At 53.5% G+C, this 25,069-nt stretch carries 10 protein-coding genes; 6 read left to right on the top strand and 4 right to left on the bottom strand.

Annotated elements, in window-relative coordinates; all coding sequences use genetic code 11:
• The first annotated feature begins 52 nt into the window (after positions 1-52).
• Positions 53-853: a translation initiation factor IF-3 gene (gene infC, locus FW415_RS15800; protein WP_148386924.1), complete on the top strand. Its 801-nt coding sequence runs from the start codon at positions 53-55 to the stop codon at positions 851-853.
• A 194-nt stretch (positions 854-1,047) separates the two neighbouring features.
• On the opposite strand, the gene FW415_RS15805 is transcribed toward infC, so the two are convergent.
• On the bottom strand, positions 1,048-1,575 hold the full coding sequence (locus tag FW415_RS15805) for a hypothetical protein (RefSeq protein WP_148386928.1): 528 nt from the start codon (positions 1,573-1,575) through the stop codon (positions 1,048-1,050).
• A 93-nt stretch (positions 1,576-1,668) separates the two neighbouring features.
• Between FW415_RS15805 and FW415_RS15810 the strand changes: the two genes are divergently transcribed.
• From FW415_RS15810 to FW415_RS15820, 3 genes are read left to right on the top strand one after another with little or no spacing between them, the layout of a single operon-like run.
• A complete protein-coding gene (locus FW415_RS15810; RefSeq protein ID WP_148386931.1) occupies positions 1,669-2,649 on the top strand; it encodes a cation diffusion facilitator family transporter in 981 nt (326 codons plus the stop codon).
• A gap of 24 nt (positions 2,650-2,673) precedes the next feature.
• On the top strand, positions 2,674-3,360 hold the full coding sequence (locus FW415_RS15815) for a response regulator transcription factor (protein WP_246858764.1): 687 nt from the start codon (positions 2,674-2,676) through the stop codon (positions 3,358-3,360).
• Complete coding sequence (locus tag FW415_RS15820) at positions 3,357-4,727, top strand: HAMP domain-containing sensor histidine kinase (RefSeq protein WP_148386935.1); 1,371 nt, start codon at positions 3,357-3,359, stop codon at positions 4,725-4,727. Before FW415_RS15815 ends, FW415_RS15820 begins: the two co-directional genes overlap by 4 nt.
• A 14-nt stretch (positions 4,728-4,741) precedes the next feature.
• Here FW415_RS15820 and FW415_RS15825 read toward each other — a convergent pair whose 3' ends face one another.
• Both FW415_RS15825 and FW415_RS15830 read right to left on the bottom strand, forming a co-directional pair.
• A complete protein-coding gene (locus FW415_RS15825; protein ID WP_148386939.1) occupies positions 4,742-7,144 on the bottom strand; it encodes an ABC transporter permease in 2,403 nt (800 codons plus the stop codon).
• A 221-nt stretch (positions 7,145-7,365) separates the two neighbouring features.
• On the bottom strand, positions 7,366-8,439 hold the full coding sequence (locus FW415_RS15830; protein ID WP_246858765.1) for a serine hydrolase: 1,074 nt from the start codon (positions 8,437-8,439) through the stop codon (positions 7,366-7,368).
• A gap of 383 nt (positions 8,440-8,822) precedes the next feature.
• On the opposite strand from FW415_RS15830, the gene serA reads away from it, so the two are divergent.
• Together serA and FW415_RS15840 are read left to right on the top strand one after the other, a co-directional pair.
• The gene (gene serA / locus FW415_RS15835; protein WP_148386946.1) at positions 8,823-10,061 is read left to right on the top strand and encodes a phosphoglycerate dehydrogenase; all 1,239 of its coding nucleotides are present in this window, start codon (positions 8,823-8,825) and stop codon (positions 10,059-10,061) included.
• 91 nt (positions 10,062-10,152) lie between these two features.
• Positions 10,153-10,509 (top strand): DUF4260 domain-containing protein, encoded by a 357-nt coding sequence (locus FW415_RS15840; RefSeq protein ID WP_148386949.1) that lies wholly within the window; start codon positions 10,153-10,155, stop codon positions 10,507-10,509.
• A 292-nt stretch (positions 10,510-10,801) separates the two neighbouring features.
• Here the strand turns inward: FW415_RS15840 and FW415_RS15845 are convergent, their stop codons facing one another.
• The gene (locus FW415_RS15845; protein ID WP_148386951.1) at positions 10,802-25,063 is read right to left on the bottom strand and encodes a gliding motility-associated C-terminal domain-containing protein; all 14,262 of its coding nucleotides are present in this window, start codon (positions 25,061-25,063) and stop codon (positions 10,802-10,804) included.
• Between the last annotated feature and the right edge of the window lie 6 nt (positions 25,064-25,069).

Raw genomic sequence — 25,069 nt, forward strand, 5'->3', positions numbered from 1 at the left:
AACACAGATCAGCGGCAAAGTCATCAAATTATTTTAACAATTTATCATTTTAATGCAACAAGGACCAAGACCAAACTTTAACCGGGGTAGAAACCCTAATTTCAGAAGAGAACAGCAACAGGAGCATCGCACAAACAGAATGATCCGCGTGCCGGAAGTCAGACTGGTTGGCGATAATGTGGAGCCAGGAGTGTACCGGACGGAGGAGGCTTTGCGCATGGCGGAAGATCTGGCTCTGGACCTGGTGGAAATATCCCCGAATGCAGCCCCCCCCGTATGCCGTATCATCGATTATAATAAATTCCTTTACGAAAAGAAGAAGAAAGAGAAGGAGATGAAAGCCAACGCTCACAAGAGCGAGGTAAAGGAGATCCGTTTTACACCGAATACGGATGATCACGATTTTGATTTCAAAGCCAAGCATGCCGAGAAATTCCTGAAGGAAGGCAACAAGGTAAAAACATATGTGCAGTTCAAGGGCCGTGCTATCATGTTCAAGGAACGTGGTGAGCTGATACTCCTGAAATTTGCGGAACGCCTCTCTGAAGTAGGCGCCCTGGAAGGGATGCCCACCATGGAAGGCAAACGGATGATCGCCATTTTTGCGCCGAAATCGGCCAAGAAGAAACCCGCGAAAGAGCCTAAAGAGCCAAGAGATCCTGCCGCAGCAGGAGCAGCTGACCAGGCGCCGCGTGAACCGCGTGAGCCACGTGAACCACGTCCGCAGCCACCTGCAGGCGCACCGCCTGTACGCCGGCCCATTGAGATCAAATATGCCAACAGGCCCCCGGCCGCTCCCGCAACGCAGGATAAACCGGCAGACAAACCCGCTGATAATAATAGCGGCAACTAAGCGTAGTATAATTTTACGGATACAAGCCCGGGGTGAATGCTCCGGGCTTTTTGATGCAGGTATGCTGCATTGGAGACACGCCGCGTCACCTGCTGCTTTCGGGATTAACGCCCCTCAATATCTTATCCGGCACCGACGTAGTCAACGCCGTTCAGCATCTCATCGTGCCAAGCTCCCGCCTCCTCCGGTAATTATCACCCCTTGATCTTCCCCAACTCCTTCAGCGTTCTTTTCCCACGGCTGATAAACCCCGCCGTTGCACCTTCCCGCAGCTGATCCTCGATCAGCAGTACGATCTCCTGTTTAATATCCGGATATTGCTTCGCCAGCCGGGCCAGCACGGTCATGGAGAAAGCCCGCACGGCCACCGTTTCCGCCGGGTCTTCCAGGAAACGGAAACAGTAGTTCATCACCGGTCCCTGAAGGTCCTCCGGAATATCCATATGCTGCAGCACGCGCACAACATTTCGTTTAACCGCCACCGGTATATTGTCATCGCCCATACGGTCAACCATAGCCGGCAAATGCGGTTTCAACAATAAAGGATGCGCTTCCGCCACAAGGCTCATGATCCACGCGGCACGCTGCACCACCCGGTATTCATCAAAAAGAAAAAGCTGCACCAGCTGATCAAGCCGCGCGGGATTATTGCCTATCCAGCGGGCAATGGACAGGGAGTGGGCTTTGGAATGTTCTTTCAGTATTTCTTCTCGCAGTTGCATAGCAGTGATTCCTAAATTACAGCATTGACCGGTTATAAAAAAATCACCGTTTTTCTGTGACTTTCCTTTTTCTTTGTCTAAAATCACGCGCTTTTGGTTAGAAAGGAATTCCGGATCATCCTGCTTTCACTTGGTATCAGCCTTTTGCTTACCGCCGCCAAGTTCACCGCTTACTTTGTAACGAACTCCGTAGCCATACTTTCAGATGCACTGGAGTCCATCATCAACGTAGTGGCGGGAGGGTTTGCGTGCTACAGCATCTACCTTTCCGGTAAACCCAAAGATGCCAACCACCCTTACGGCCACGGCAAAGTGGAATTCTTTTCCATCGGTTTTGAAGGGGCCATGATATTCATTGCCGGTTGCCTCATCCTGTTCAAGGCGGTACAGTATTTTATTCACCAGCCCGCGCTGGAGGAAGTGGATCAGGGCATCTGGATAACCGTTGCCACGTCCGCGGCCAATTTCCTGCTCGGGCTCTACCTCGTCCGTTCCGGAAAGAAACTGCCGTCCATTACCATCACCGGCAACGGCCAGCATATTCTGACGGATGCCTATACGTCGGTCGGCCTGATCGTGGCGCTGGTGCTGATCCGGCTGACGGGGAAAACCTGGATAGATCCGGCCGCGTCCGTGATCATGGGAATATTGATATTGCGGAAAGGCTATCAGCTGATGCGGCAATCCATTTCCGGTCTTATGGATGAAACGGACATGCAGGTGATGGACCGGGTGATAGGGATACTGAACGAGCACCGCCATCCCGCCTGGATCGATGTGCATAACATGCGGGTACAGCAGTATGGGATCGACTATCATATCGATTGCCATGTGACCATGCCTTATTACCTGGAACTCAGCCGGGCGCATGAAGAAATGAAGGAACTGGAGCAACTGGTAGACCGCGAGCTGAAGGGGCATGAAGTGGAATTTTTCATTCATATAGACCCCTGCATTCCCGAAAGCTGCCAGCACTGCCAGTTATCAGCATGTCCGGTGAGAAGTTATCCATTCCGGCAGCGCATCAGCTGGTCAAGAGAAAATGTGCTGCCCAACCGGAAACATACCGATTAGGGATCAAATACTAAATCTACATCCGTGCAAAGGATATTGATCGTTGAAGACGAAATGAAAGTGGCCAATGCCGTTAAAATGGGACTGGAAGAGAACGGCTTTTCCGTAGCGCTGGCGTATGACGGGCGCAGGGGAAAGGAACTGGCCGCTTCCGGGGACTACGACCTCGTGATACTTGATCTTAACCTCCCCGGCCACACCGGGTACGAGATATGTGAAGTGATCCGGCAAAGGAATGCACGGGTGCCGGTGATCATGCTTACCGCCCGGGTGGGTATGGACGACAAAATGCGGGCCTTCGAACTGGGAGCAGACGATTACCTCGTTAAACCTTTCGATTTCCGGGAACTGCTGGCCCGCATCCGGGTGTTCCTCAAGCGCGCCGGAGCGGAAACCATCCCTGACAACCGTTACAGGATCATGATTGCGGACCTGGAGATCAACCGGGAGCGAAAGGAAGTGCTGCGCAGCGGAAAAAAGATACCCCTTACGGCCAAAGAATATCAACTGCTGGAACTGCTCGCCCTGCACAGCGGCAAGGTGATCTCCAAGGCGGTTATCGCGGAGAAAGTATGGAATATCGATTTCGATACCGGTACCAATGTGATCGAAGTGTACATGAATTTCCTCCGTAAAAAGATCGACAAGGATTTTGACCATAAGCTGCTGCATACCAAAACCGGTATGGGATATTACCTGTCTGGGGAATGAAGATCAAATATAAAATAGCGCTCTATTATACTTTGTCCGCCGCTTTCCTGCTCGTGGCCTTTGCGGTGCTGGCCTACTATTTCTCCGGCCGGACGCGGCATGAGGAATATCTCGGCCGGCTGGAATACCGAGCCATGTCCATCGGCGCCGTGATCATTGAAAATGATGAGGTGCAGATAGGGCTGCTGCGGAAACTGGACAAGACCACCTTTCAGGACCTGTATGAAGAAACCATACAGGTGTATGACGACCATTACAACCTTTTGTATTCCAATATGAAGGATGCCGCGCTCCATGCCCCGCGGGCGCTGCTGGAACGCATCAAAACCAGCAAACGTTATGTGCGCCGGGATGATAGCGGGGAAACGGCGGGTGTGTATTACACGGAGGATAATATGTCCGTGCTGGTGATCGTATCATCTTTTGATAAATACGGCTTCCAGAATCTCCGCAATCTGCAGCGTATTCTTGTTATAGAGTTGCTGGTGGCGGTAGTGCTGCTGGTGGTCATCGGTTATTTTTTCGCCAGAAAGATGGTGGAGCCGGTGGAGCGCCTCGTGGAGCAGGCGGACAAGATCAATGCGAGCAATCTGCAGGATGAGCGGGTAGCCATAAAAGGGAAAGATGAGATCGCGCAGTTGGGCGCAAACTTCAATACGATGCTGCAGCGCCTCAGCCATTCTTTCGATCAGCAGAAGAGCTTCGTCGGCAATGCGTCCCATGAGCTGCGAACGCCTCTGGCGGCTATTATCAGCCAGCTGCAGGTAACGCTGGCCAAACGCAGGAGCGGAGAGGAGTACGAAGCAGTACTGCAATCCGTACTGGAAGATGCCGAAGGGCTGTCTGAATTAACGAACGGCCTGCTGCAACTGGCGCAACCGGATATGAACAGCCGTGAGCTTACCTTCTCCCCGATACGGGTGGATGAAATGCTGCTGGAGGCCGGCGACTTCATCCGGCTGAAACGCAAGACCGGCAGTAAAGTGGATATTCAGTTCGTCAGGGAACCTGAGCAGGATACCAGCATTATCTGTCAAGGTAATGAAAGCCTGCTGAAAGTATTATTCATCAACCTGGTGGACAATGCCTGCAAATTTTCCGAAGACAACGCCGCGCAGGTGAGCATCGATTTCGACAGCCGGCATATACTGGTACATATTCGCAATAACGGCCCAGCCATTCCGGAAGATGAACTGAACAGGATATTCGAGCCATTTTACCGGGGCCGGAACAGTCGACACCAGCGCGGGCATGGCCTGGGTCTGTCGATCTGCAGAAAGATCGTGCAATGGCATGGCGGGGAGTTGCGGGTACAGGCTACCGGGGTGGCCGGAACCATTTTCACGGTGCAACTGCCGCATGTTTGAGCCGGTACCGGAAATTAATCCGCTTTCAGGCTTTTTACGGGATTTGTCATGGCCGCTTTTACCGCCTGAAAGCTGACCGTGACCAGCGCAACCGCCATTGATGCGATGCCCCCGGCCAGGAAAACACCCCAGCCAATGTCGATCCGGTACACGTAATGTTGCAGCCATTGCCGCATGAAATACCATACCAGGGGAGTAGCCAGCACGAAAGCGATGCCGATGAGCACCATGAACTCCTTTGAAAAGAGCAGCACGATATTGGATGCGGTGGCGCCAAGCACTTTTCGTACACCCACTTCCCGCAAACGCTGTACGGCCATGAAAGATGCCAGCCCGTACAGGCCCAGGCAGCTAAGGAAAATGGCTATACCTGCAAATATCTTGTAGAGTTGCGCCAGCTGCTGTTCTTCCTTGTAAAAGCTGCTGATCTTATCGTCCAGGAACTGGTATTCGAATATCTGCTCCGGAAAATTTTCTGTCCATAATTTCTCTATCGCCTTTATGGAAGCCTGCAGGTCGCTGCCGGAGAGCCTTACGCCTGCCGAGTTCAGCCGCTGCCTGACATTGCACATGAACACCGGCCCGATGGCATCTTTCAGCGGTCCGGTATGGAAATCCCTTACCACACCCACCACCGGCCCCTTGGCAAAACCATTCCAGACATCGATCTCTTTATAAAGGATGTCCTCCGGCCTGGCGAGACCGAGTTTCTTCACGAGCGTTTCGTTGACAATGAATTCCCGGACGGAATCCGTCCGGGTAAGGCTTCTGCCCGCCAGCAGCTGCAGCCCGTAGGTATCTACGAAATCCGCATCTACCCATTTGGAGATGGCGGCGAAATCGGTATGTTTTTCCGCATGGTCGAAATTGAACGGGGTCCACCAGCTACCCGCTTCGGAGGGGGTGGAATTGGAGAAGCTCACCTGTTCCACCCCTTTGATCATCTTCAGCTGGTCGCGCAGGTAGCCTATCTTGCTGTTGCCGGCGCTGTCGTTGCGGAACGGGACGTTCACCATGGCATTGGGAGAAAAGCCCAGGGGTTGGTTCCTGAAGTAATTGAGCTGTTGAAGAATGATGAGTGTGCCGATGATGAGCGCCTGCGCAATGATGAACTGGAACACCACCAATCCGCGGCGCAGGGAAATACCTGCCTTGCTGCGGGATGCCGCTACCTTGCTTTTTAATGCGTTGACCGGATTGAAACCGGCTAATACCATGGAAGGATAGCCTCCCGCCAGAAAAGTGACCATCACCAAAATGGCTGCCAGTAAAAGGAACACCGGGATATTCAGCAGCATTTGGGGGTGCAGCGGAAGTTCCATGACAAGGCCGATGAACCGGAGGATGAATGAGGCGATGGTTACCGCAAGCAACAGCGATGTAAATACGAGTATGCATGTTTCCGTCAGGAACTGCAGTTGCAATTGCCACCGCCTGCTGCCCAGTACCTTGCGTACGCCGATCTCCCTTGCCCTGTTCACCGCCTGTGCGGTGGACAGGTTGATGAAATTCATACAGGCAATGAGCAGAATGAATACCGCGATCAGCCACAGCGCCCGGATGCGCTCAACGGATACTACCCGCCCCATAAAATTGCTGGTGGCGGTATCTGTATGCACCCGGGCAAGCGGTTGCAGCTTGTGCGTACTTTCATTGTCGGCCGCTTTGTATTTCTTCGAGAAGGATACGAGCCGCCGGTCGATCTGTGCCGCGGTCTGGCCGGGACGAAGCAGCACATAACAATGATGGATATCGTCCAGGCTCACCCAATCCTTTGACTGTCCGAACTTTGGATGGCTGTAAGGTACGACCACCTGCAGCTGGAACTCCGAATTCGATGGCGGATCATCCAGCACGCCGGTGACCGTAAGGGAAAACAACTGGTCCAGCCGCAGGGTTTTCCCCATGGCCTTTCTCCAGTCCCCGAAATACTTTTCGGCTACCGAACGGCTGAGCACTATGGAATTGGGGTCATTCAGGGCTGTGGATTTATCGCCTGCAAGCCAGGTAAAATCAAATATCCGGAAGAAAGATGGCTCCAGGAAGAATATACGCGGCTTGAATTTTTTGTAAGTATTCCCCTTGCTGTCAGCTACCGAAACAAGCCTTTCCCCGAAAGATGCTACTCCTGATATCTCTTCCATATCCGGAAAATCATTGTGGAGCGCAGTTGGCAGGGGGAAAGGCACTGCTTCTGTATAGGAGTAGTCTCCGCCAGGCTTGTTGCTGACGGTTAGCACCCGGAAAATGCGGTCCTTCTTTGCGTGAAAACCATCAAAGCTTTTTTCGTACCGGATGATCACGAAGATCACGAGGCAAACGGCGATACCCAGCGTAAGGCCGGTAATATTGATGATGGAATAACGTTTGTTGCGCCAGAGGCTTCGGGATGCGGTTTTCAGATAATTGCTGAACATAGCGGAACTGATTTTGACGGCATGCCGCAAAAACAATACAGGAAAATCAATCCATTCATTTTTAATGCATTGTAAAAATGAAGTAACGGAAAATTGTCCGATTTTGGTAATTACCATGTCCGGAACCGGACATGACGGCGGTGGTCATGTAAATAGCCGGGCGTTCAGGCCCGGCTATTTGTGTTGGATGGATCTATCTATGGGTTTCAAGGCTTTCAGCGTTATTCCTCTCCGGCTTCTTCGCTGTCCCCATGCCCGAGGATGGCGCGGAGCGGCCGCACGGCCTGGTAGATGCCGCGGTTATAGCGGTTGCCGAGGATGATGAGGGTAGTGGAGTCCTCCACAAAGCGGTAAAAGACGGTATTGTTGCCGTGCCACCATCCGTTATGGTACACAATGTTCTTCGTGCTGTCCGGGTAAGCCATGAGGCGCCAGCCGAAACCGTAGTTGCGGATACCCGGTTTTTCATGGCTGTATGGGGTGAATGCGGCTTTGAGGGTTTCCGGCTTGAAGAGGTTGCCGGAATAAATGGCCTGGTCCCACTTCAGCATATCCCGCGCGGTGCTGTAAATGCCCTTGTCTCCTGTCACGCCGTCAAATGCATTGTCAGGCTCCGCTTTCCAGCTGAACAGATGGCTGATGGTCTGATGCGGGCGGGGCGCCTGGGCAGGGTCCATCACAAAAGTGCCGGTCATTTCAAGCGGTGTAAAGAATGTTTGCTGCAGATAGTCCGCGTATTTTTGCCCGCTGGCCTTTTCTATAATGGTAGCCAGCAGGAGATAATTGGTATTGCAGTAATTGAAATGCCTGTCCGGCTGATACTGTGCCGGTGGTTTATGTTCCGTCATCAGGCGGATGACTTCTTCATTCGTCAGGAAGATGGACCTGTCTTTGATGAGGCTGTCGCAAAAGTAGAGGTAGTTGGGCAATCCGCTGCGGTGGTTGAGGAGCATGCTGACCGTGATGCCGAGATACGGAAAATCAGGAAAGAATTTTTGCAGGGGATCATCCAGGCCCAGTTTGCCCTTTTCCACGAGGGAAAGCACCGCCATGCCCGTAAAGGTCTTGGAAATGGAAGCCAGCTGAAAGGAGGAACTGTCCGTCACCGGAGTTTTGGTAGCGTGATTTTCCTCGCCCTGGTATTTTTCATACAGTATCACGCCTTTTTTCGCAATGAGGAGGGCGCCGCTGAAAGTCCGCGGGGACAAGCGGTGGCGCATCATCTCCGCTACTTCCTGCCGGACGCGTTCAGCATAAGCGCTGCCGGAAATAGCTTTCTCTTCCTCTTCGCTCAATCCCAATGTATATGGAGATACTGGCTTTGGTGCCTTTTTTTCAGTGTTCCGGTGGGCGGAACTGCTGTTGCATCCGGTATGAACAACGGCACTTGCAGAGATAATAAACGCGGTACAGACAACTGCCTTCAGACGATTCATTCGGTGTTCGTGATAATAGATTAAAAATCACGATATTCAGCAATATTCATGCCCATTGATGGGATTCCACTAGAAAATATTCAAAAAAAGTTAACATGCAGGCGGCTTTTTTAAGCAATCTCTAATATGTAGCCCCGGCTGTTTGATTATTGCTGAAACTCTGGTAGGTTTGTGCCACTTTTTGGTGACAAAAGCATGGGTGCTATTGTCACTTTTATGTCACAGAAGAACTAATGATCATCATGAGCCAGAAGAAATTAACCAGTTATCCGAAAGAGAAGATCAACATCCTTTTATTGGAAAACATCAGTGATGCCGCTGTTGCAGAGTTCAAAGATGCCGGTTATGCCAACACACGTAAAGTTACCGGGGCGCTCAGCGAGCAGGATCTTATTAAAGAAGTGAAGGACGCGCATCTGCTGGGCATCCGCTCGAAAACACAGATCACCCCGGCCGTACTGGCTGCGGCGAAGAAATTGCAGGCCATTGGTTGTTTTTGTATCGGCACCAACCAGGTAGACCTGAAAACGGCCACCGAACTGGGGGTAGCGGTATTCAATGCACCATATTCCAATACCCGCTCAGTTGCCGAACTGGTGATCGGGTTATCGATCATGCTGATCCGCCGTATTCCGGACAAAAATACTGCCGCCCACAAGGGTGTATGGATGAAAGAGGCCACCGGCAGCTATGAATTGCGCGGCAAAACACTGGCAATCGTCGGTTATGGTAATATCGGCAGCCAGGTGAGCGTGCTGGCAGAGGCGATGGGAATGAACGTGATCTACTACGATGTGGAGACCAAGCTGCCCCTCGGCAATGCCACCCAGATCCGCACAATAAAGGACCTTTTTTCACAGGCAGATATCATTTCGCTTCATGTGCCGTCCAACAAGAGCACGGTGAACATGATCAACAAGGAAACGCTCAAACATGTGAAAGAAGGTGCTATTTTCATCAACTACGCCAGGGGCGAAGTGGTGGAGCTGGACGACCTGAAGGAAGCGCTGCAAAGCGGCAGGCTCTCCGGTGCGGCAATAGACGTATTTCCGGTAGAACCCGAAAAGAACGGGGCCGCTTTCTCCACGCCTTTGCAGAACCTCCCCAATGTTATCCTGACCCCGCATATCGGGGGCAGCACAGAGGAAGCGCAGCATAACATCGGGCTGGATGTGAGCGAGAAAATGCTGAATTACCTGGAGAAAGGCGCCAGCTTCGGTTCCCATACGATCCCCGCGCTCAGTTTGCCGGCAGTGGAGAATACGCATCGCATCCTGCATATTCACAGGAATGTGCCGGGGGTGCTGTCCGAGATCAACAGCACTTTATCTTCCAAGAACATCAACATCCTGGGCCAGTACCTGAAAACCAACGACCAGATTGGCTACGTGGTGCTGGATGTGGACTCAAAGCTTTCCCAGGAAGCATTTGCCCTACTGAAGGAAGTCAATCATACGATCAAGACACGAATGTTATACTGATACGCATCAAAATCCCGGTCATTTGCACCGGGATTTTTTTTATGCCGGATTTTAATCTGACATTTGTAGCTTCCCAAATCCTCTGCTGCTTATGTCTAAATTGCTAAAACTGGAAGAACTGGCGATGTTCCTGCTGGCTGTGCTGATGTTCCAGCAACAGTGCACCTTGTCATTCTGGTGGTTCTTTGGTTGCCTTTTGTTGCCCGATGTGAGCATGATCGGGTATGTTGCCGGCCCGAAAACGGGGGCGTATATCTATAATTTCTTTCACCACAAGGCTATGGCCCTGCTGGTCTATTTTGCAGGAACCTGGTTCGCCAGCGAGATCGTGACGTTCGCCGGCATCATTCTTTTTGCGCATTCGTGCATGGACCGGTTGTTCGGATATGGCCTGAAATTCATAACAGATTTCAAGGATACGCATCTGGGCAGAATAGGGAAGGAGTGAGTTGCTACAACGCATCAATTTCATTGCAAACTTTCGTCACATGGCCTACACCGTATAACAAGGCCGGTACGTCAATGCCCATCCAGTACAGTAGCTGGAGGATGTTTGCATATTATTGCCGGATGCCGGAGGTGTCTCTCACCGGCTGCCTGTCCAGAAAACATATTGGCTCATGATGTGCAATACGGTTCCTGATCTTTGCTGGTTGCCATCAACATACTACGAACACAAAAAGGCCAGGCCTCCCGTTACAGGAGGCCTGGCCTTTTTTAGCGTTATGTAATATTGTTTGTTATCTGATCACGGTCACATCTCCTTTGATGATGAAGGCCGGTCCATTGGCCACTTTCTTATAGGTCAGCCACCATACGAAGGTGCCGATATCTACAGGGCGGCCTTTGTACCATCCGTCCCAGCCTTTTTCCATATCCCTGCTGAGGAATACCAGTTCGCCCCAGCGGTTGAAGATGCGTAATTCATAATCATACATCGGGCCTCTGATCACGGGGCGGAACACATCGTTGTTGCCGTCTCCGTTCGGAGAGAAGGCATTTGGGAAGTCCGGACGGCTGTCGCAATCCTTCACATCGATGGTGATCTCGTCCGTAGTGCTGCCGCAATCGTTGAAGGCGGTCACGCTGTAGGTGCCAGGCTCGGTGATCTCAATGGAACTGGTGGTCTGACCGTTGCTCCAGAGATAAGAGGTGGCATTCACGGCGTTTGACCTCAGCATGAAGCGGCGGCCGCGGCAGATAACTGTGTCGTTACCCAGGTTCACTACAGGCGGTCCGGCTACGATAACGTTGAAGCTGTCTTCCGAGTACCTGTCGCAATACCTGTCCAGCACGCCGAGGATATACCTGCCCCCCTGGGAGATGGACTTCACAGGGTTGAGGTCCCCGTCATTCCAGCGGTAGGTCGCTGCATCCGGATGACGGGCATCCACCAGTATGCTGCCGCCTGGACAAATGATCCTGTCCGGCCCCAGATCGAATTCCATATCCGGGCGCTGGCTTACGCGCACTGTTTCGCGGACCACGCAATTATCTCTGTACACGGATACGGAGTAGTTGCCGGCCCTGCTTACGAGGATAGCGTTGCCGACCTCTCCGGTACCCCACTGGATCCGGCCTGCGTTGGTGTTTACCGTCAGCATTACGGTCTGGCCCGGGCAGATGGTGGTATCCCTGCTGAGGCTGATATCCGGTGGCGGGTTTACGGTTACATTAATGGTATCGATGGTGATACATCCGTTCTTCGCCACGCGTACCCAGAATTGTTCCTGTGTGCTCACGTTGATCGAAGGCGTGGTAGCCCCGGTGCTCCAGAGGTAGGAGGCACCCGGAACGGACGCGTCGAGGATGACGTTCTGGCCGCGGCAGATGGTCGTATCCGGCAGATCAACGAGCGGCATTGGAATAACGCCTACATTGATCGCATCAGTGGCCGTACACATGCCATTGCTCACGGTTACCCGGTAGGTACCTGGTTGCGTTACCCTGATGCGCTGGGTGGTTTCGCCGGTAGACCATTGGATCTGGTATCCGAAGTTGGCAGCGCCAGCGTCCAGTACCATACCGTTACCGCCGCAAAGGCTGGTATCGTTGCCCAGGTTGACCACCGGCATTTGCAGATAGGAGATGTTATAGGTCACGGTATCGGAAGCGCAGCCGGTGATGCCGTCCCTTACGATGAAGGAGGCCGTAGTGGCGCCGTTCACATTGAAGCGGGGGTTGGATGAGGTTGCCGGAACCCTTACTGCATTGGCAGGTGTGACGCCGGTCAGCGTGTACACCGGCCTGTTCACATTGCCCCTTGTTCTCAGTGTGATGAAAGGATCGGTAGAGCAATTCACCACAACATCTGCTTCCAGTTCGGGTTTCGGACAGGGCAGCACATTGATGCGCTGTGTCACTTCCTGCGCAGCGTTGCCGCACTCGTCCGCAACGCTCCATCTGCGGGTGATCGTGTAGCCGTTACAGATATCCCTCACATACGGATCTACGGTATAGCTGACCAGTTTCGGGAAGGACGGATCGCAGTTGTCCGTCGCCATCAGCGTAATGTTCGCTGTTGGTACCGGCGCACCGCATGGTACGGTGAGATCGGCTGGCGGAGCTGCGATAACCGGCGCTACGGTATCTACTACGGTGATCACCTGGCGGAGTACGGAAGTGTTGCCGCATTCGTCTCTGGCCGTCCAGATATTGATCAGGCGATAGTTGCCGCTGCAGGATCCGGGATCGGTTTCTTTCCGCTGCTCGTGCGTGATTCTCACGCCGCCCGGGCGGGTGCAGTTGTCAGATGCGGTGACGGTCACCGGTGCGGGGATCGCATCGCAGGTTACCGTCATATCTGTCGGCGCCGGAGCATTGAACACCGGTGCGATGGTATCGATCACTGTCACTATCTGCGTGGCTACTGCACTGTTGCCGCATTCGTCGGTTGCCGTCCAGGTGCGTGTCAACCTGTAGTTATTGATACAGGTTGCGGAGAGCAGCTGTTTCCTGAAGGTGTACACTACGGTGACGTTGTTGCCGGAACAGTTGTCTGTTGCCGTCAATACCGGAGCAGCAGGCACCTCGTGGCAATTTACCGTCATATTGGCCGGCGGCAGTATGGTGAATACCGGCGCTGTTCTGTCCACCACGGTCACTACCTGTCTTACCGTAGTGCTGTTGTTGCACTCATCGGTGGCCGTCCATGTGCGGATGAGGCGGTAGTTGTTCATGCAGGCCCCGGGGATATTCTCCCTGGTCTCGTTCCTCACGATGGTGATGTTGTTGCTGAAGCTGCAGTTGTCGGCAGCGGTCAGGTCCGGTTGTACCGGGATGGCATCGCATTCTACGGTTACATCTGCCGGTGTTGGCATGGTGAATACCGGTGCGGTTCTGTCCACCACTGTCAGCACCTGTGTAACAGTTGCGGCATTACCGCATTCGTCCGTCGCTGTCCATGTGCGGATGAGGCGATAGTTGTTCGCGCAGGCGCCGGGGATATCTTCGCGGCGTTCGTTTCGCACGATGCTGATAGGGCTGGTGGTGCAATTGTCTCTTGCGGCCAGGTCGATCATTGCCGGGATGGCACTGCATTCCACAGTGGCGTTCGCCGGTGTGGCTACGGTGAATGCAGGCGGCGTGTTATCTACCACGGTGAGTATCTGTTGTACCGTTCTGCTGTTGCCGCATTCGTCAGTGGCCGTCCATGTGCGGATGAGGCGGTAGTTGTTCACGCAGGCGCCGGGGATGTCTTCGCGGCGTTCGTTCCTCACTACCGTTACCTGGTTGGACGGTGTGCAGTTGTCTGTCACCTGCAGGTTTGGCATAACCGGGATGGCGCTGCATTCTACAGTGGCATCTGCCGGAACGGACTGGGTGAACGTCGGAGCAGTAATGTCCTGTACGGTGATCACCTGTTGTACCGTGTTCTCATTACCGCAGAGGTCGGTGGCCGTCCATGTGCGGATGAGGCGGTAGTTGTTCACGCAGGCGCCGGGGATGTTCTCACGGCGTTCGTTCCTGACGATCGTGATATTGTTGGAAGGCGTACAGTTATCGGTGGCCGTCAGCATCGGTTGCGCAGGGATGGCGTTACATTCCACTGTGACGTCCGCCGGCGTTGACATGGTGAAGGTCGGTGCCGTGGTGTCTACAACGGTGATGATCTGTGTTACAGTGGTGGCGTTGCCACACTGATCAGTAGCCGTCCATGTGCGGATGAGGCGGTAGTTGCTGGTGCACACGGCGCCAGGGATCTGTTCCATTCTTTCTGCGCGTGTTACCGTTACGGCAGTTCCTGTGCTGCAATTATCGGCGGCGGTCAGCACCGGCTGTGCAGGGATGGCATTACATTCCACGGTCACATTGGCCGGTGTTGGCATCGTGAATACAGGGGCGGTAGTATCCTGTACAGTGATCACCTGACGAAGTACAGTGGTGTTGTTGCACTCATCTGTAGCCGTCCATGTGCGGATGAGGCGGTAGTTATTGACGCAGGCGCCGGGGATGTTCTCCCTGGTTTCTGCCCTGGTCACCTGGATATCGGCGTTTACGGAGCAGTTATCCATCACCTCGATGACCGGCTGAACAGGGATCGCATCACAATTCACTGTGGTGTCCGCCGGAGCGGCAGCCACGAATTGCGGCCTGGTGGTGTCTCTTACATCTATCACCTGGATGACGGTGGTGGCGTTGCCGCATTCGTCCGTAGCCCTCCATCTGCGCAGCAGTCTGTAGTTGTTGGCGCATGCACCGGTGATGTCGATATGTTCTTCCGTGAACTGCACATTGACGTTCAGGGTATCGGTACAGTTATCGCTGGCCATCATTACCGGCGGTACCGGTATGGCGTCGCAATTAACGGTGGTATCGCGCGGAGTGGGGGTGAAGAATACCGGTCTGATACGGTCTTCCACATGTACCGTTTGCGTCCATTGGGTGCTGTTGCCGCATTCATCGGTAGCCGTCCATGTGCGGACCAGCTGATAGCTGTTGGCGCAGCTGCCGTTCACGCGGGTTTCTGCCGGTGTGATCACGATGTTGGCGGAAACGGAGCAGTTGTCCGTTGCCATGAGCAACTGTTGTGCCGGCACTGCATCGCAGGCAACTGTGGTATCGGCCGCGGGAAGCGTTGTAAATACCGGCGCTACGCGGTCTTCCACATTCACTGTCTGGGTGAGGGTAGTGGTATTGCCGCATTCGTCCGTAGCGGTCCATGTACGGATCAGCTGGTAGCTGTTCGCGCAGGCGCCATCTACACGGGTCTGTGACCTGGTGACGGTAACCCCGTTGCCGGCAGAACAGTTGTCTGTTGCGCTGATATCAGGCTGGGCCGGTACGGCATCGCAGGCCACAGTGATGTTCGCCGGCGGTATCATGGCGAATACCGGAGCTGTGGTATCGATCACCGTAATGGTCTGTGTATGGGTGATGGTGTTGTTGCAGTCATCAATCGCCGTCCATGTACGGATAAGGAGGTAATTATTGACGCAACGGCCGGGTATCGGCTGGCGGATCTCGTTTTTCACAACGGTGACATTGGCAGAGCAATTGTCGGTTGCTGTGAGATCCGGTTGCGGCGTGATGTTGTCACATTCCACCGTCATGTTAGCAGGCAGCGGCAGAACGAACACAGGGTTGCTGGTATCCACCACGTTGATCCGTTGAATGACGATGGTGTCATTGCCGCATTCATCGCTGATGGTCCATTGTCTTACCAGCTGATAAGTATTGGTGCAGCTGCCATTGATGCGGGTCTGGTTGTACACGATGTCGATGTCCGGTACGGCGGAGCAGTTGTCGGTAGCCTGCAGTACTGCCGGTACAGGTATGGCGTCACAGGAGACTGTGGTATCTGCCGGGAGGGGGCTGGTAACCCTTGGCCTGGTGGTATCTACCACATTGATGATCTGGCGGATGAGGGTATCATTGCCGCATTCGTCTTCTATCCTCCATTCCCTGATGAGCTGGTAGGTATTGGCACATGCACCGCTTACGCGCGTTTCCGTAAATGTAGTATCGATATTGGCACTGGAAGTACAGTTGTCACCCACCAGGAATGTGGCAGGGAGGGGTACTGCGTCGCAGGACACCGTAGTGTCACCAGGAGCGATGCCTACCACGTATGGGTTGGTGGTGTCGATGACGTTGATGATCTGGCGGATGAGGGTGTCATTGCCGCATTCGTCTTCGATCCTCCATTCCCTGATGAGTTGGTAGGTATTGGCACAGTTACCGTTTACCCGCGTTTCTGTGAACGTAGTATCGATGTTGGCACTGGAAGTACAGTTGTCACCTACCTGGAATGTAGCCGGGAGCGGTACCGCGTCACAGGATACGGTGGTGTCACCTGGCGCGATGCCTACCACGTACGGGTTGGTGGTATCGATGACGTTGATGATCTGGCGGATGAGGGTATCATTGCCGCATTCATCTTCGATGGTCCATTCCCTGATGAGTTGGTAAGTATTGGTACAGCTGCCGTTTACGCGTGTTTCTGTGAAGGTAGTATCGATGTTGGCACTGGAAGTACAGTTGTCACCTACCTGGAATGTAGCGGGGAGGGGCACAGCGTCGCAGGACACCGTAGTGTCACCCGGAGCGATGCCTACCACGTACGGATTGGTGGTATCGATGACGTTGATGGTCTGGCGGATGAGGGTATCATTGCCGCATTCATCTTCGATCCTCCATTCCCTGATGAGTTGGTAAGTATTAGTACAGCTACCGTTTATGCGGGTTTCTGTGAAGGTAGTATCGATATTGGCACTGGAAGTACAGTTGTCACCTACCTGGAATGTAGCAGGCAGCGGCACGGCGTCGCAGGATACTGTGGTATCGCCCGGAGCGATGCCTACCACGTACGGATTGGTGGTGTCGATGACATTGATGATCTGGCGGATGAGGGTATCATTGCCGCATTCGTCCTCGATCCTCCATTCCCTGATGAGTTGGTAGGTATTGGCACAACCGCCGTCGATGCGAGTTTCGGTAAATGTAGTATCTACGTCCGCACTGGCCGAGCAATTGTCTCCCACTTGGAATGTCGCTGGTAGCGGTACTGCGTCACAGGATACGGTAGTATCACCAGGAGCGATACCTACTACGTACGGATTGGTGGTGTCGATAACGTTGATGGTCTGGCGGATAATGGTGTCATTTCCGCATTCATCTTCCAGCAACCATTCTCTTACAAGTTGGTAAGTATTGGCACAGCCGCCATCGATGCGCGTTTCTGTGAATGTAGTGTCCACGTCTGCACTAGCCGAGCAGTTATCACCCACCTGGAATGTAGCCGGCAGCGGCACCGCGTCGCAGGATACGGTGGTATCACCCGGAGCCAGGCCTACCACGTATGGATTGGTGGTGTCGATGACGTTGATGATCTGACGGATAATGGTGTCATTATCGCATTCATCGGTAAGCGTCCACTCCCTGATGAGCTGGTAGGAGTTGGCACATGTACCGTTTACACGGGTTTCGGCAAATGTTGTGTCTACGTTTGCACTGGCCGAGCAGTTATCACCTACCTGGAATGTAGCCGGCAGCGGTACTGCGTCACAGGATACGGTGGTGTCGCCCGGAGCGATGCCTACCACGTATGGATTGGTGGTGTCGATGACGTTGATGATCTGGCGGATGAGGGTATCATTGCCACATTCGTCTTCTAAAGTCCATTCCCTGATGAGCTGGTAGGTATTGGCACAGCTACCGTTTACCCGCGTTTCTGTGAAGGTGGTGTCGATGTTGGCGCTTGATGTACAATTGTCACCTACCTGGAATGTCGCTGGTAGCGGCACAGCGTCACAGGACACTGTAGTGTCACCCGGAGCGATGCCTACCACGTATGGATTGGTGGTGTCGATGACGTTGATGATCTGACGGATGAGGGTATCATTGCCGCATTCGTCTTCGATAGTCCATTCCCTGATGAGTTGGTAAGTATTGGCACATGCACCATTTATGCGTGTTTCTGTGAATGTAGTATCGATGTTGGCGCTTGATGTACAATTGTCACCTACCTGGAACGTAGCCGGGAGTGGTACCGCGTCACAGGATACGGTGGTGTCGCCCGGAGCGATGCCTACTACGTAAGGGTTGGTGGTGTCGATAACATTGATGGTCTGGCGGATGACGGTGTCGTTTCCGCATTCATCTTCCAGTAACCATTCTCTTACAAGCTGGTAAGTATTTGCACAGCCGCCATCGATGCGTGTTTCGGTAAACGTAGTATCGATGTTGGCGCTTGATGTACAGTTATCAGCCACCTGGAACGTAGCGGGGAGTGGCACAGCGTCGCAGGATACGGTGGTGTCGCCCGGTGCGATGCCTACCACGTATGGGTTGGTGGTGTCGATAACATTGATGGTCTGGCGGATGAGGGTGTCGTTTCCGCATTCATCTTCCAGTAACCATTCTCTTACAAGCTGGTAAGTATTTGCACAGCCGCCATCGATGCGTGTTTCGGTAAACGTAGTATCGATGTTGGCGCTGGCAGAGCAGTTATCACCTACCTGGAACGTAGCCGGGAGCGGCACAGCGTCACAGGATACGGTGGTGTCGCCCGGAGCGATGCCTACTACGTATGGGTTGGTAGTGTCGATGACGTTGATGATCTGGCGGATGAGGGTATCATTGCCGCATTCATCTTCTATCCTCCACTCCCTGATGAGTTGGTAGGTATTTGCACAGCCGCCATCGATGCGTGTTTCGGTAAACGTAGTATCGATGTTGGCGCTTGATGTACAGTTATCAGCCACCTGGAACGTAGCGGGGAGTGGCACAGCGTCGCAGGACACCGTAGTGTCACCCGGAGCGATGCCTACCACGTATGGATTGGTGGTGTCGATGACGTTGATCGTCTGGCGGATAATAGTGTCATTTCCGCATTCGTCTTCTAAAGTCCATTCCCGGATGAGTTGATAAGTATTGGCACAGCCGCCATCGATGCGTGTTTCCGTAAATGTAGTATCTACGTCTGCACTGGCAGAACAGTTGTCACCTACCTGGAATGTAGCCGGAAGTGGCACAGCGTCACAGGACACCGTAGTGTCACCCGGAGCGATGCCTACCACGTATGGATTGGTGGTATCGATGACGTTGATGATCTGGCGGATGAGAGTGTCATTTCCGCATTCATCTTCCAGCGTCCACTCCCTGATAAGCTGGTAGGAGTTGACGCAGCTGCCGTTTATACGGGTTTCGGTAAATGTGGTATCTACGTCCGCACTGGCCGAGCAGTTGTCACCCACCTGGAACGTAGCCGGGAGCGGTACAGCGTCACAGGACACCGTAGTGTCACCCGGAGCGATGCCTACCACAAACGGATTGGTGGTGTCGATAACATTGATGATCTGGCGGATGAGGGTATCATTGCCGCATTCATCTTCCAGCGTCCACTCCCTGATGAGTTGGTAGGAGTTGGCACAGCTGCCGTTTATACGGGTTTCGGTAAATGTGGTATCTACGTCCGCACTGGCCGAGCAGTTGTCACCCACCTGGAACGTAGCTGGGAGCGGTACAGCGTCGCAGGACACCGTAGTGTCACCTGGAGCAATGCCTACCACAAACGGATTGGTGGTGTCGATAACATTGATGATCTGGCGGATGAGGGTATCATTGCCGCATTCATCTTCCAGCGTCCACTCCCTGATGAGTTGGTAGGAGTTGGCACAGCTGCCGTTTATACGGGTTTCGGTAAATGTAGTATCTACGTCCGCACTAGCCGAGCAGTTGTCACCCACCTGGAATGTAGCAGGCAGTGGCACAGCGTCACAGGATACGGTGGTGTCGCCCGGAGCCAGGCCTACTACGTATGGATTGGTGGTGTCGATGACGTTGATAGTCTGGCGGATGAGGGTGTCGTTACCGCATTCATCTTCCAGTAACCATTCTCTTACAAGCTGGTAAGTATTAGCACAACCGCCATCGATACGGGTTTCAGTAAATGTCGTATCTACATCTGCACTGGCCGAGCAATTATCACCTACCTGGAATGTAGCGGGCAGTGGTACAGCGTCACAGGATACGGTGGTATCACCCGGCGCCAGGCCTACTACGTATGGCTTGGTGGTGTCGATGACGTTGATGGTCTGGCGGATGAGGGTATCATTTCCGCATTCGTCCTCGATCCTCCATTCCCTGATGAGTTGGTAGGTATTGGCACAACCGCCATCGATGCGAGTTTCCGTAAATGTGGTATCTACGTCTGCACTAGCCGAGCAGTTATCACCCACCTGGAATGTTGCAGGCAGCGGTACCGCGTCGCAGGATACGGTAGTGTCACCCGGAGCGATGCCTACTACGTACGGATTGGTGGTGTCAATGACGTTGATGATCTGGCGGATGAGGGTATCATTGCCGCATTCGTCTTCGATGGTCCATTCCCTGATGAGTTGGTAAGTATTGGCACATGCACCGTTTACACGTGTTTCGGTAAATGTCGTGTCCACGTCCGCACTGGCCGAGCAATTGTCTCCCACCTGGAATGTCGCCGGGAGGGGTACCGCATCACACGAAACAGTGGTGTCACCCGGAGCGATGCCTACCACGTATGGATTGGTGGTGTCGATAACGTTGATGATCTGGCGGATGAGGGTATCATTGCCACATTCGTCTTCGATGGTCCATTCCCTGATAAGCTGGTAGGAGTTGACGCAGCTGCCGTTTACACGGGTTTCTGTGAAGGTAGTATCAATATTGGCACTGGAAGTACAGTTGTCGCCCACCTGGAATGTAGCCGGGAGCGGTACTGCGTCGCAGGACACGGTGGTGTCGCCCGGTGCGATACCTACAACGTACGGGTTTGTAGTGTCGATGACGTTGATGGTCTGGCGGATAATGGTGTCATTTCCGCATTCGTCTTCTAAAGTCCACTCCCTGATGAGTTGGTAGGTATTGGCACAGCCGCCATCGATACGTGTTTCGGTAAAGGTGGTATCTACGTCCGCACTGGCCGAGCAGTTGTCACCCACCTGGAACGTAGCCGGGAGTGGCACAGCGTCACAGGATACGGTGGTGTCACCCGGAGCGATGCCTACTACGTATGGATTGGTGGTGTCAATGACGTTGATCGTCTGACGGATGAGGGTATCATTGCCGCATTCATCTTCTAAAGTCCATTCCCTGATGAGTTGGTAAGTATTGGCACAACCGCCATCGATGCGGGTTTCGGTAAATGTCGTATCCACGTCTGCGCTGGCAGAGCAGTTGTCACCTACCTGGAATGTCGCAGGCAGCGGCACAGCGTCACAGGATACGGTAGTGTCGCCCGGAGCGATGCCTACCACGTATGGATTGGTGGTGTCGATGACGTTGATAGTCTGGCGGATGAGGGTGTCGTTACCGCATTCATCTTCCAGCAACCATTCTCTCACAAGTTGGTAAGTATTTGCACAACCGCCGTCGATGCGAGTTTCGGTAAATGTAGTATCTACGTCCGCACTGGCCGAGCAATTGTCTCCCACCTGGAATGTCGCTGGTAGCGGCACAGCGTCACAGGACACTGTAGTGTCACCCGGAGCGATGCCTACCACGTATGGGTTGGTGGTGTCGATGACGTTGATAGTCTGGCGGATGAGGGTATCATTGCCGCATTCATCTTCTATCCTCCATTCCCTGATGAGCTGATAGGTATTGGCACAGCCGCCATCGATACGTGTTTCGGTAAATGTAGTATCTACGTCCGCGCTGGCCGAGCAGTTATCACCCACCTGGAATGTAGCCGGCAGCGGCACCGCGTCGCAGGACACGGTGGTATCCCCGGGAGCGAGACCTATTAAATACGGTTTGGTAGTGTCAATAACATTGATAACCTGGCGGATAATGGTATCATTACCGCAGTCATCAGTAAGCGTCCACTCTCTGATGAGCTCATAAGTATTGGGACAACCACCATCAACGCGCGTTTCAGCAAATGTGGTATCAATATCGGCATCATTGGTACATTCATCAGTTACAAGGAAAGTAACCGGCAACGGTACCGCATCGCAGGATACCGTGGTATCTGCCGGTGCATCTCCCACCAGTCTCGGTGGAATCGTATCGATCACTGTAATGCTCTGCGAAGCTGTCGTTACCTTATTGCAAATGTCCGTCGCAGTCCAGGTGCGCGTAATAATCTCGCCACAGGCTGCAGGCGTAGTAACATCAGCTGATGTCACGGTGAATGACAGGCCTTCAGGATGGCTGAATACCGGGATGCCAAAATAAGTGGTGTAATCGGTCCCTTTCACACATTGTACAGATACGGAAGGCGGTACGAAGTCTGCATCAGGCGGCAGTGTTGAAACGGTTATTTCCACCACATTGCTATTGGCAATACATGCGCCGCTTGTAACTACCCTCCGGTACCATACTGTCTGGGTTTGCGCCGGTGGCTGATAATTCACATCCGTGGCGCCGCTGATATCCGTAAAGCCTGCTGAGGCACTGGTTGTGCTTTGCTGCCACTGGTAGGTGTAGGTACCGTTGCCGCCGGTGGGGGTGCCGACCGTGGTGATTTCCTCCGGTGTTTCGCCGGAACAGATCAGCTGATCTTCTTCTATCACATTATTCGTGACAGGGGCAAGGTTGGTAAGCACCACTTCATCCGGACCAACAGTACATTGACCAAGCGTCACGCTCCACTGGAGGGTAACAGATTGGCCGGCTGGTACCAGTACGGTGGATTTCGGGTTATTGAGACCACCGGAAATGATGATCACTCCCGGAGGCAGTGTCCAGGAGCCTGTTCCGACATTCGGGGTCAGGGCATCCAGTACAAATAACGGGTTGTTACACTGTTCCTGGTCCACTCCGGCATCCGGAACGGCAGGCCTTTGGTTGACAGTCACCGAAACGGAAGCGCAGTTTGTGCTTGCGCAAGGTGCACCACCTTCTGCTCTTACATAATAAGTTGTGGATGATGTGGGTGACACGGAGATGGACTGGCCAGTACCTATCGGGGAACCGACACCGCATCCTCCTTCGTACCATACCCAGGTTGCATTGGAACCAAGCGTGCCGTTCACCGTCAGGGTGGCGGAGTTGCCGATACAGATCGTTTGTGAGCTGCTGCTTGCCGAGCTGATCGTTGACGGTGTTTCTATCCTTACAGAGAAGAATACTTCGGTTTCACAAACGGCAGGTGTTGTTCTCCTGGCTACCATGCGGAACGTGTAGGTGCCGGCCGGTGTAGCGGCCGGGTAGTTGATCCGCAACGGTGTCACGAAGGATGCGTTGGTGATATTGCTGAACCCTGGCAGCGGATTGGGCGCAACGGCCTGCAGGCTGTAGGTGTTCGCATTGGTTTGCGTGTAAGGTATTTCAAACCGGTTCACGCCACCTGCGCCGCGGCAGCTGGCAATATCCGTGCTGTTGATCGTGAGGGTAGGTGGTTCCACATAACGGATGGTCATGCTTCTGCTCTCAGGGGGACAGGCGGAGGGGCTGTTCAGCTTGGCCATCGTCCATACCAGTGTAAGTGTACCCGGACCGCTGGTGATCGTAGCGGTAGTAGCAGGATCATGGATATCGCCGAAAGTCACCGTACCGCCGCCGGATACGCTCCAGGTACCTTCCATGGTGGCATTTGCAGGAGCATTTGCCGCCAGTGTGAACACATTGGTGCATAACACCTGGTTCGGGCCGGGTGTGGACACAGGCCTGGATTCCCTGATAACATCCTGCTCCGCAAAATCGGAACAATCGGCCGCAGTAGAGGTTACCGTCCACCTTACGGTGACGGGCTGATCAAACGGCATGTTCTGCAGCAGAGCGCCGGATGCAGAGGTCGGATTATCGATGGTTGCACCATAATCGTTGCCAACAATGCTCCATTCGCCGGAATAACCCGGATCCGGGTCTACCGCAACAAGCGGAATGATGGCGGTATTACAGAAGGAGGTTCCGCTGAGGATAGTGGCTACCGGATAGGGGACGGCAGTGATCATCACCGTGTCCCTTACGGTACATTCACCGTTGGTCACGGCTACACGATAGGATTGTGCGGAAGCAACGGCCGGTGCATTGACAGTAATGGTCTGGGTGGTCTGGCTGGTTGGCTGCCACAGTATCGGGTACACCGCATTATCATCCCCGGCATCCAGCGTTACCGCTTCATTGACGCATACGGTCTGGTCCGGACCAAGATTCACCACCGGAGGCTGATCTACTTCAATCGTAATACTGGCTTCTTTATGGCAGACGCGAGGCTGGCCATTGCCATATTGCCCATACTGGATGCTGCCCTTTACTTCGTAAGTACTGTTTGCCACGGGCGCTACCATTACCTTGTCCTTCGGGGCGGGAAGGGTAGGCCATGCGAGGATATTCGGGCCTACGAATTCAAATGTCTCATACCCGGTAATGCCAGGCCCTTCGAGTGGGCTGGCTGTCAGCGTGGTGGTATCTCCCCGGCATATCCGCGGCCGGGATGCGAGGATCGTTGGCAATCTTGGTACGCTCAGCGTTACCATGTTGCCAGGTGTGTAACACCCTCGTGTATTGACGTTATTTCGTTCAAAAACGTAAAGGCGGTATTGTATATAATCATCTTCCTCAAGCACGCCGGGGCCAATAATCAAAACGGAGGTGTCTCCGTTTTCATAAGTATATCCCGGTTCGTTCACAGGTCCCCATCCGCCACCGTTCTTATTCATTTCCCATACATACACCGGATCAATAAAGTAATCGCTCGGCTCGATCACGGACGTAATGGTCATTTCAGCGCCCGGGCAAACCATGTCGTTATCTACACCCAGACCATCTATATATGAGTAGATCCTCGGTGCGCAGAATACGAATTCGATATCATCCACCGCAATGTCGTTACCGCAACCGCCGGGGTTGTTGTTCATGATCTCCACGATCACGTTCTCTTCACCCGGCGCCAGGGTAACCGTGCCGCCAAATCTCTGCCAGCCGGTTAAACGCTGATCTCCCGGTAAATTGCGGGAGAGGTCCATTGATACATCGTAGGTATTAAATTGTTTGATGATACTGTTATCCGAGGCATTCCTCACAATGAACGTCACCCCTGCATAGCGGTAATCTTCCTGCTGGCAGGTGCTGTTCAATACCTG

The organism is Chitinophaga sp. XS-30 (assembly GCF_008086345.1).
GTDB lineage: Bacteria > Bacteroidota > Bacteroidia > Chitinophagales > Chitinophagaceae > Chitinophaga.

Excerpts from the sequence above, each read along its gene's own strand:
- infC (WP_148386924.1), top strand. The coding sequence starts at position 53 with ATGCAACAAGGACCAAGACCAAACTTTAACCGGGGTAGAAACCCTAAT.
- FW415_RS15805 (WP_148386928.1), bottom strand. The coding sequence starts at position 1,575 with ATGCAACTGCGAGAAGAAATACTGAAAGAACATTCCAAAGCCCACTCC.
- FW415_RS15820 (WP_148386935.1), top strand. The coding sequence starts at position 3,357 with ATGAAGATCAAATATAAAATAGCGCTCTATTATACTTTGTCCGCCGCT.
- FW415_RS15825 (WP_148386939.1), bottom strand. The coding sequence starts at position 7,144 with ATGTTCAGCAATTATCTGAAAACCGCATCCCGAAGCCTCTGGCGCAAC.
- serA (WP_148386946.1), top strand. The coding sequence starts at position 8,823 with ATGAGCCAGAAGAAATTAACCAGTTATCCGAAAGAGAAGATCAACATC.
- FW415_RS15840 (WP_148386949.1), top strand. The coding sequence starts at position 10,153 with ATGTCTAAATTGCTAAAACTGGAAGAACTGGCGATGTTCCTGCTGGCT.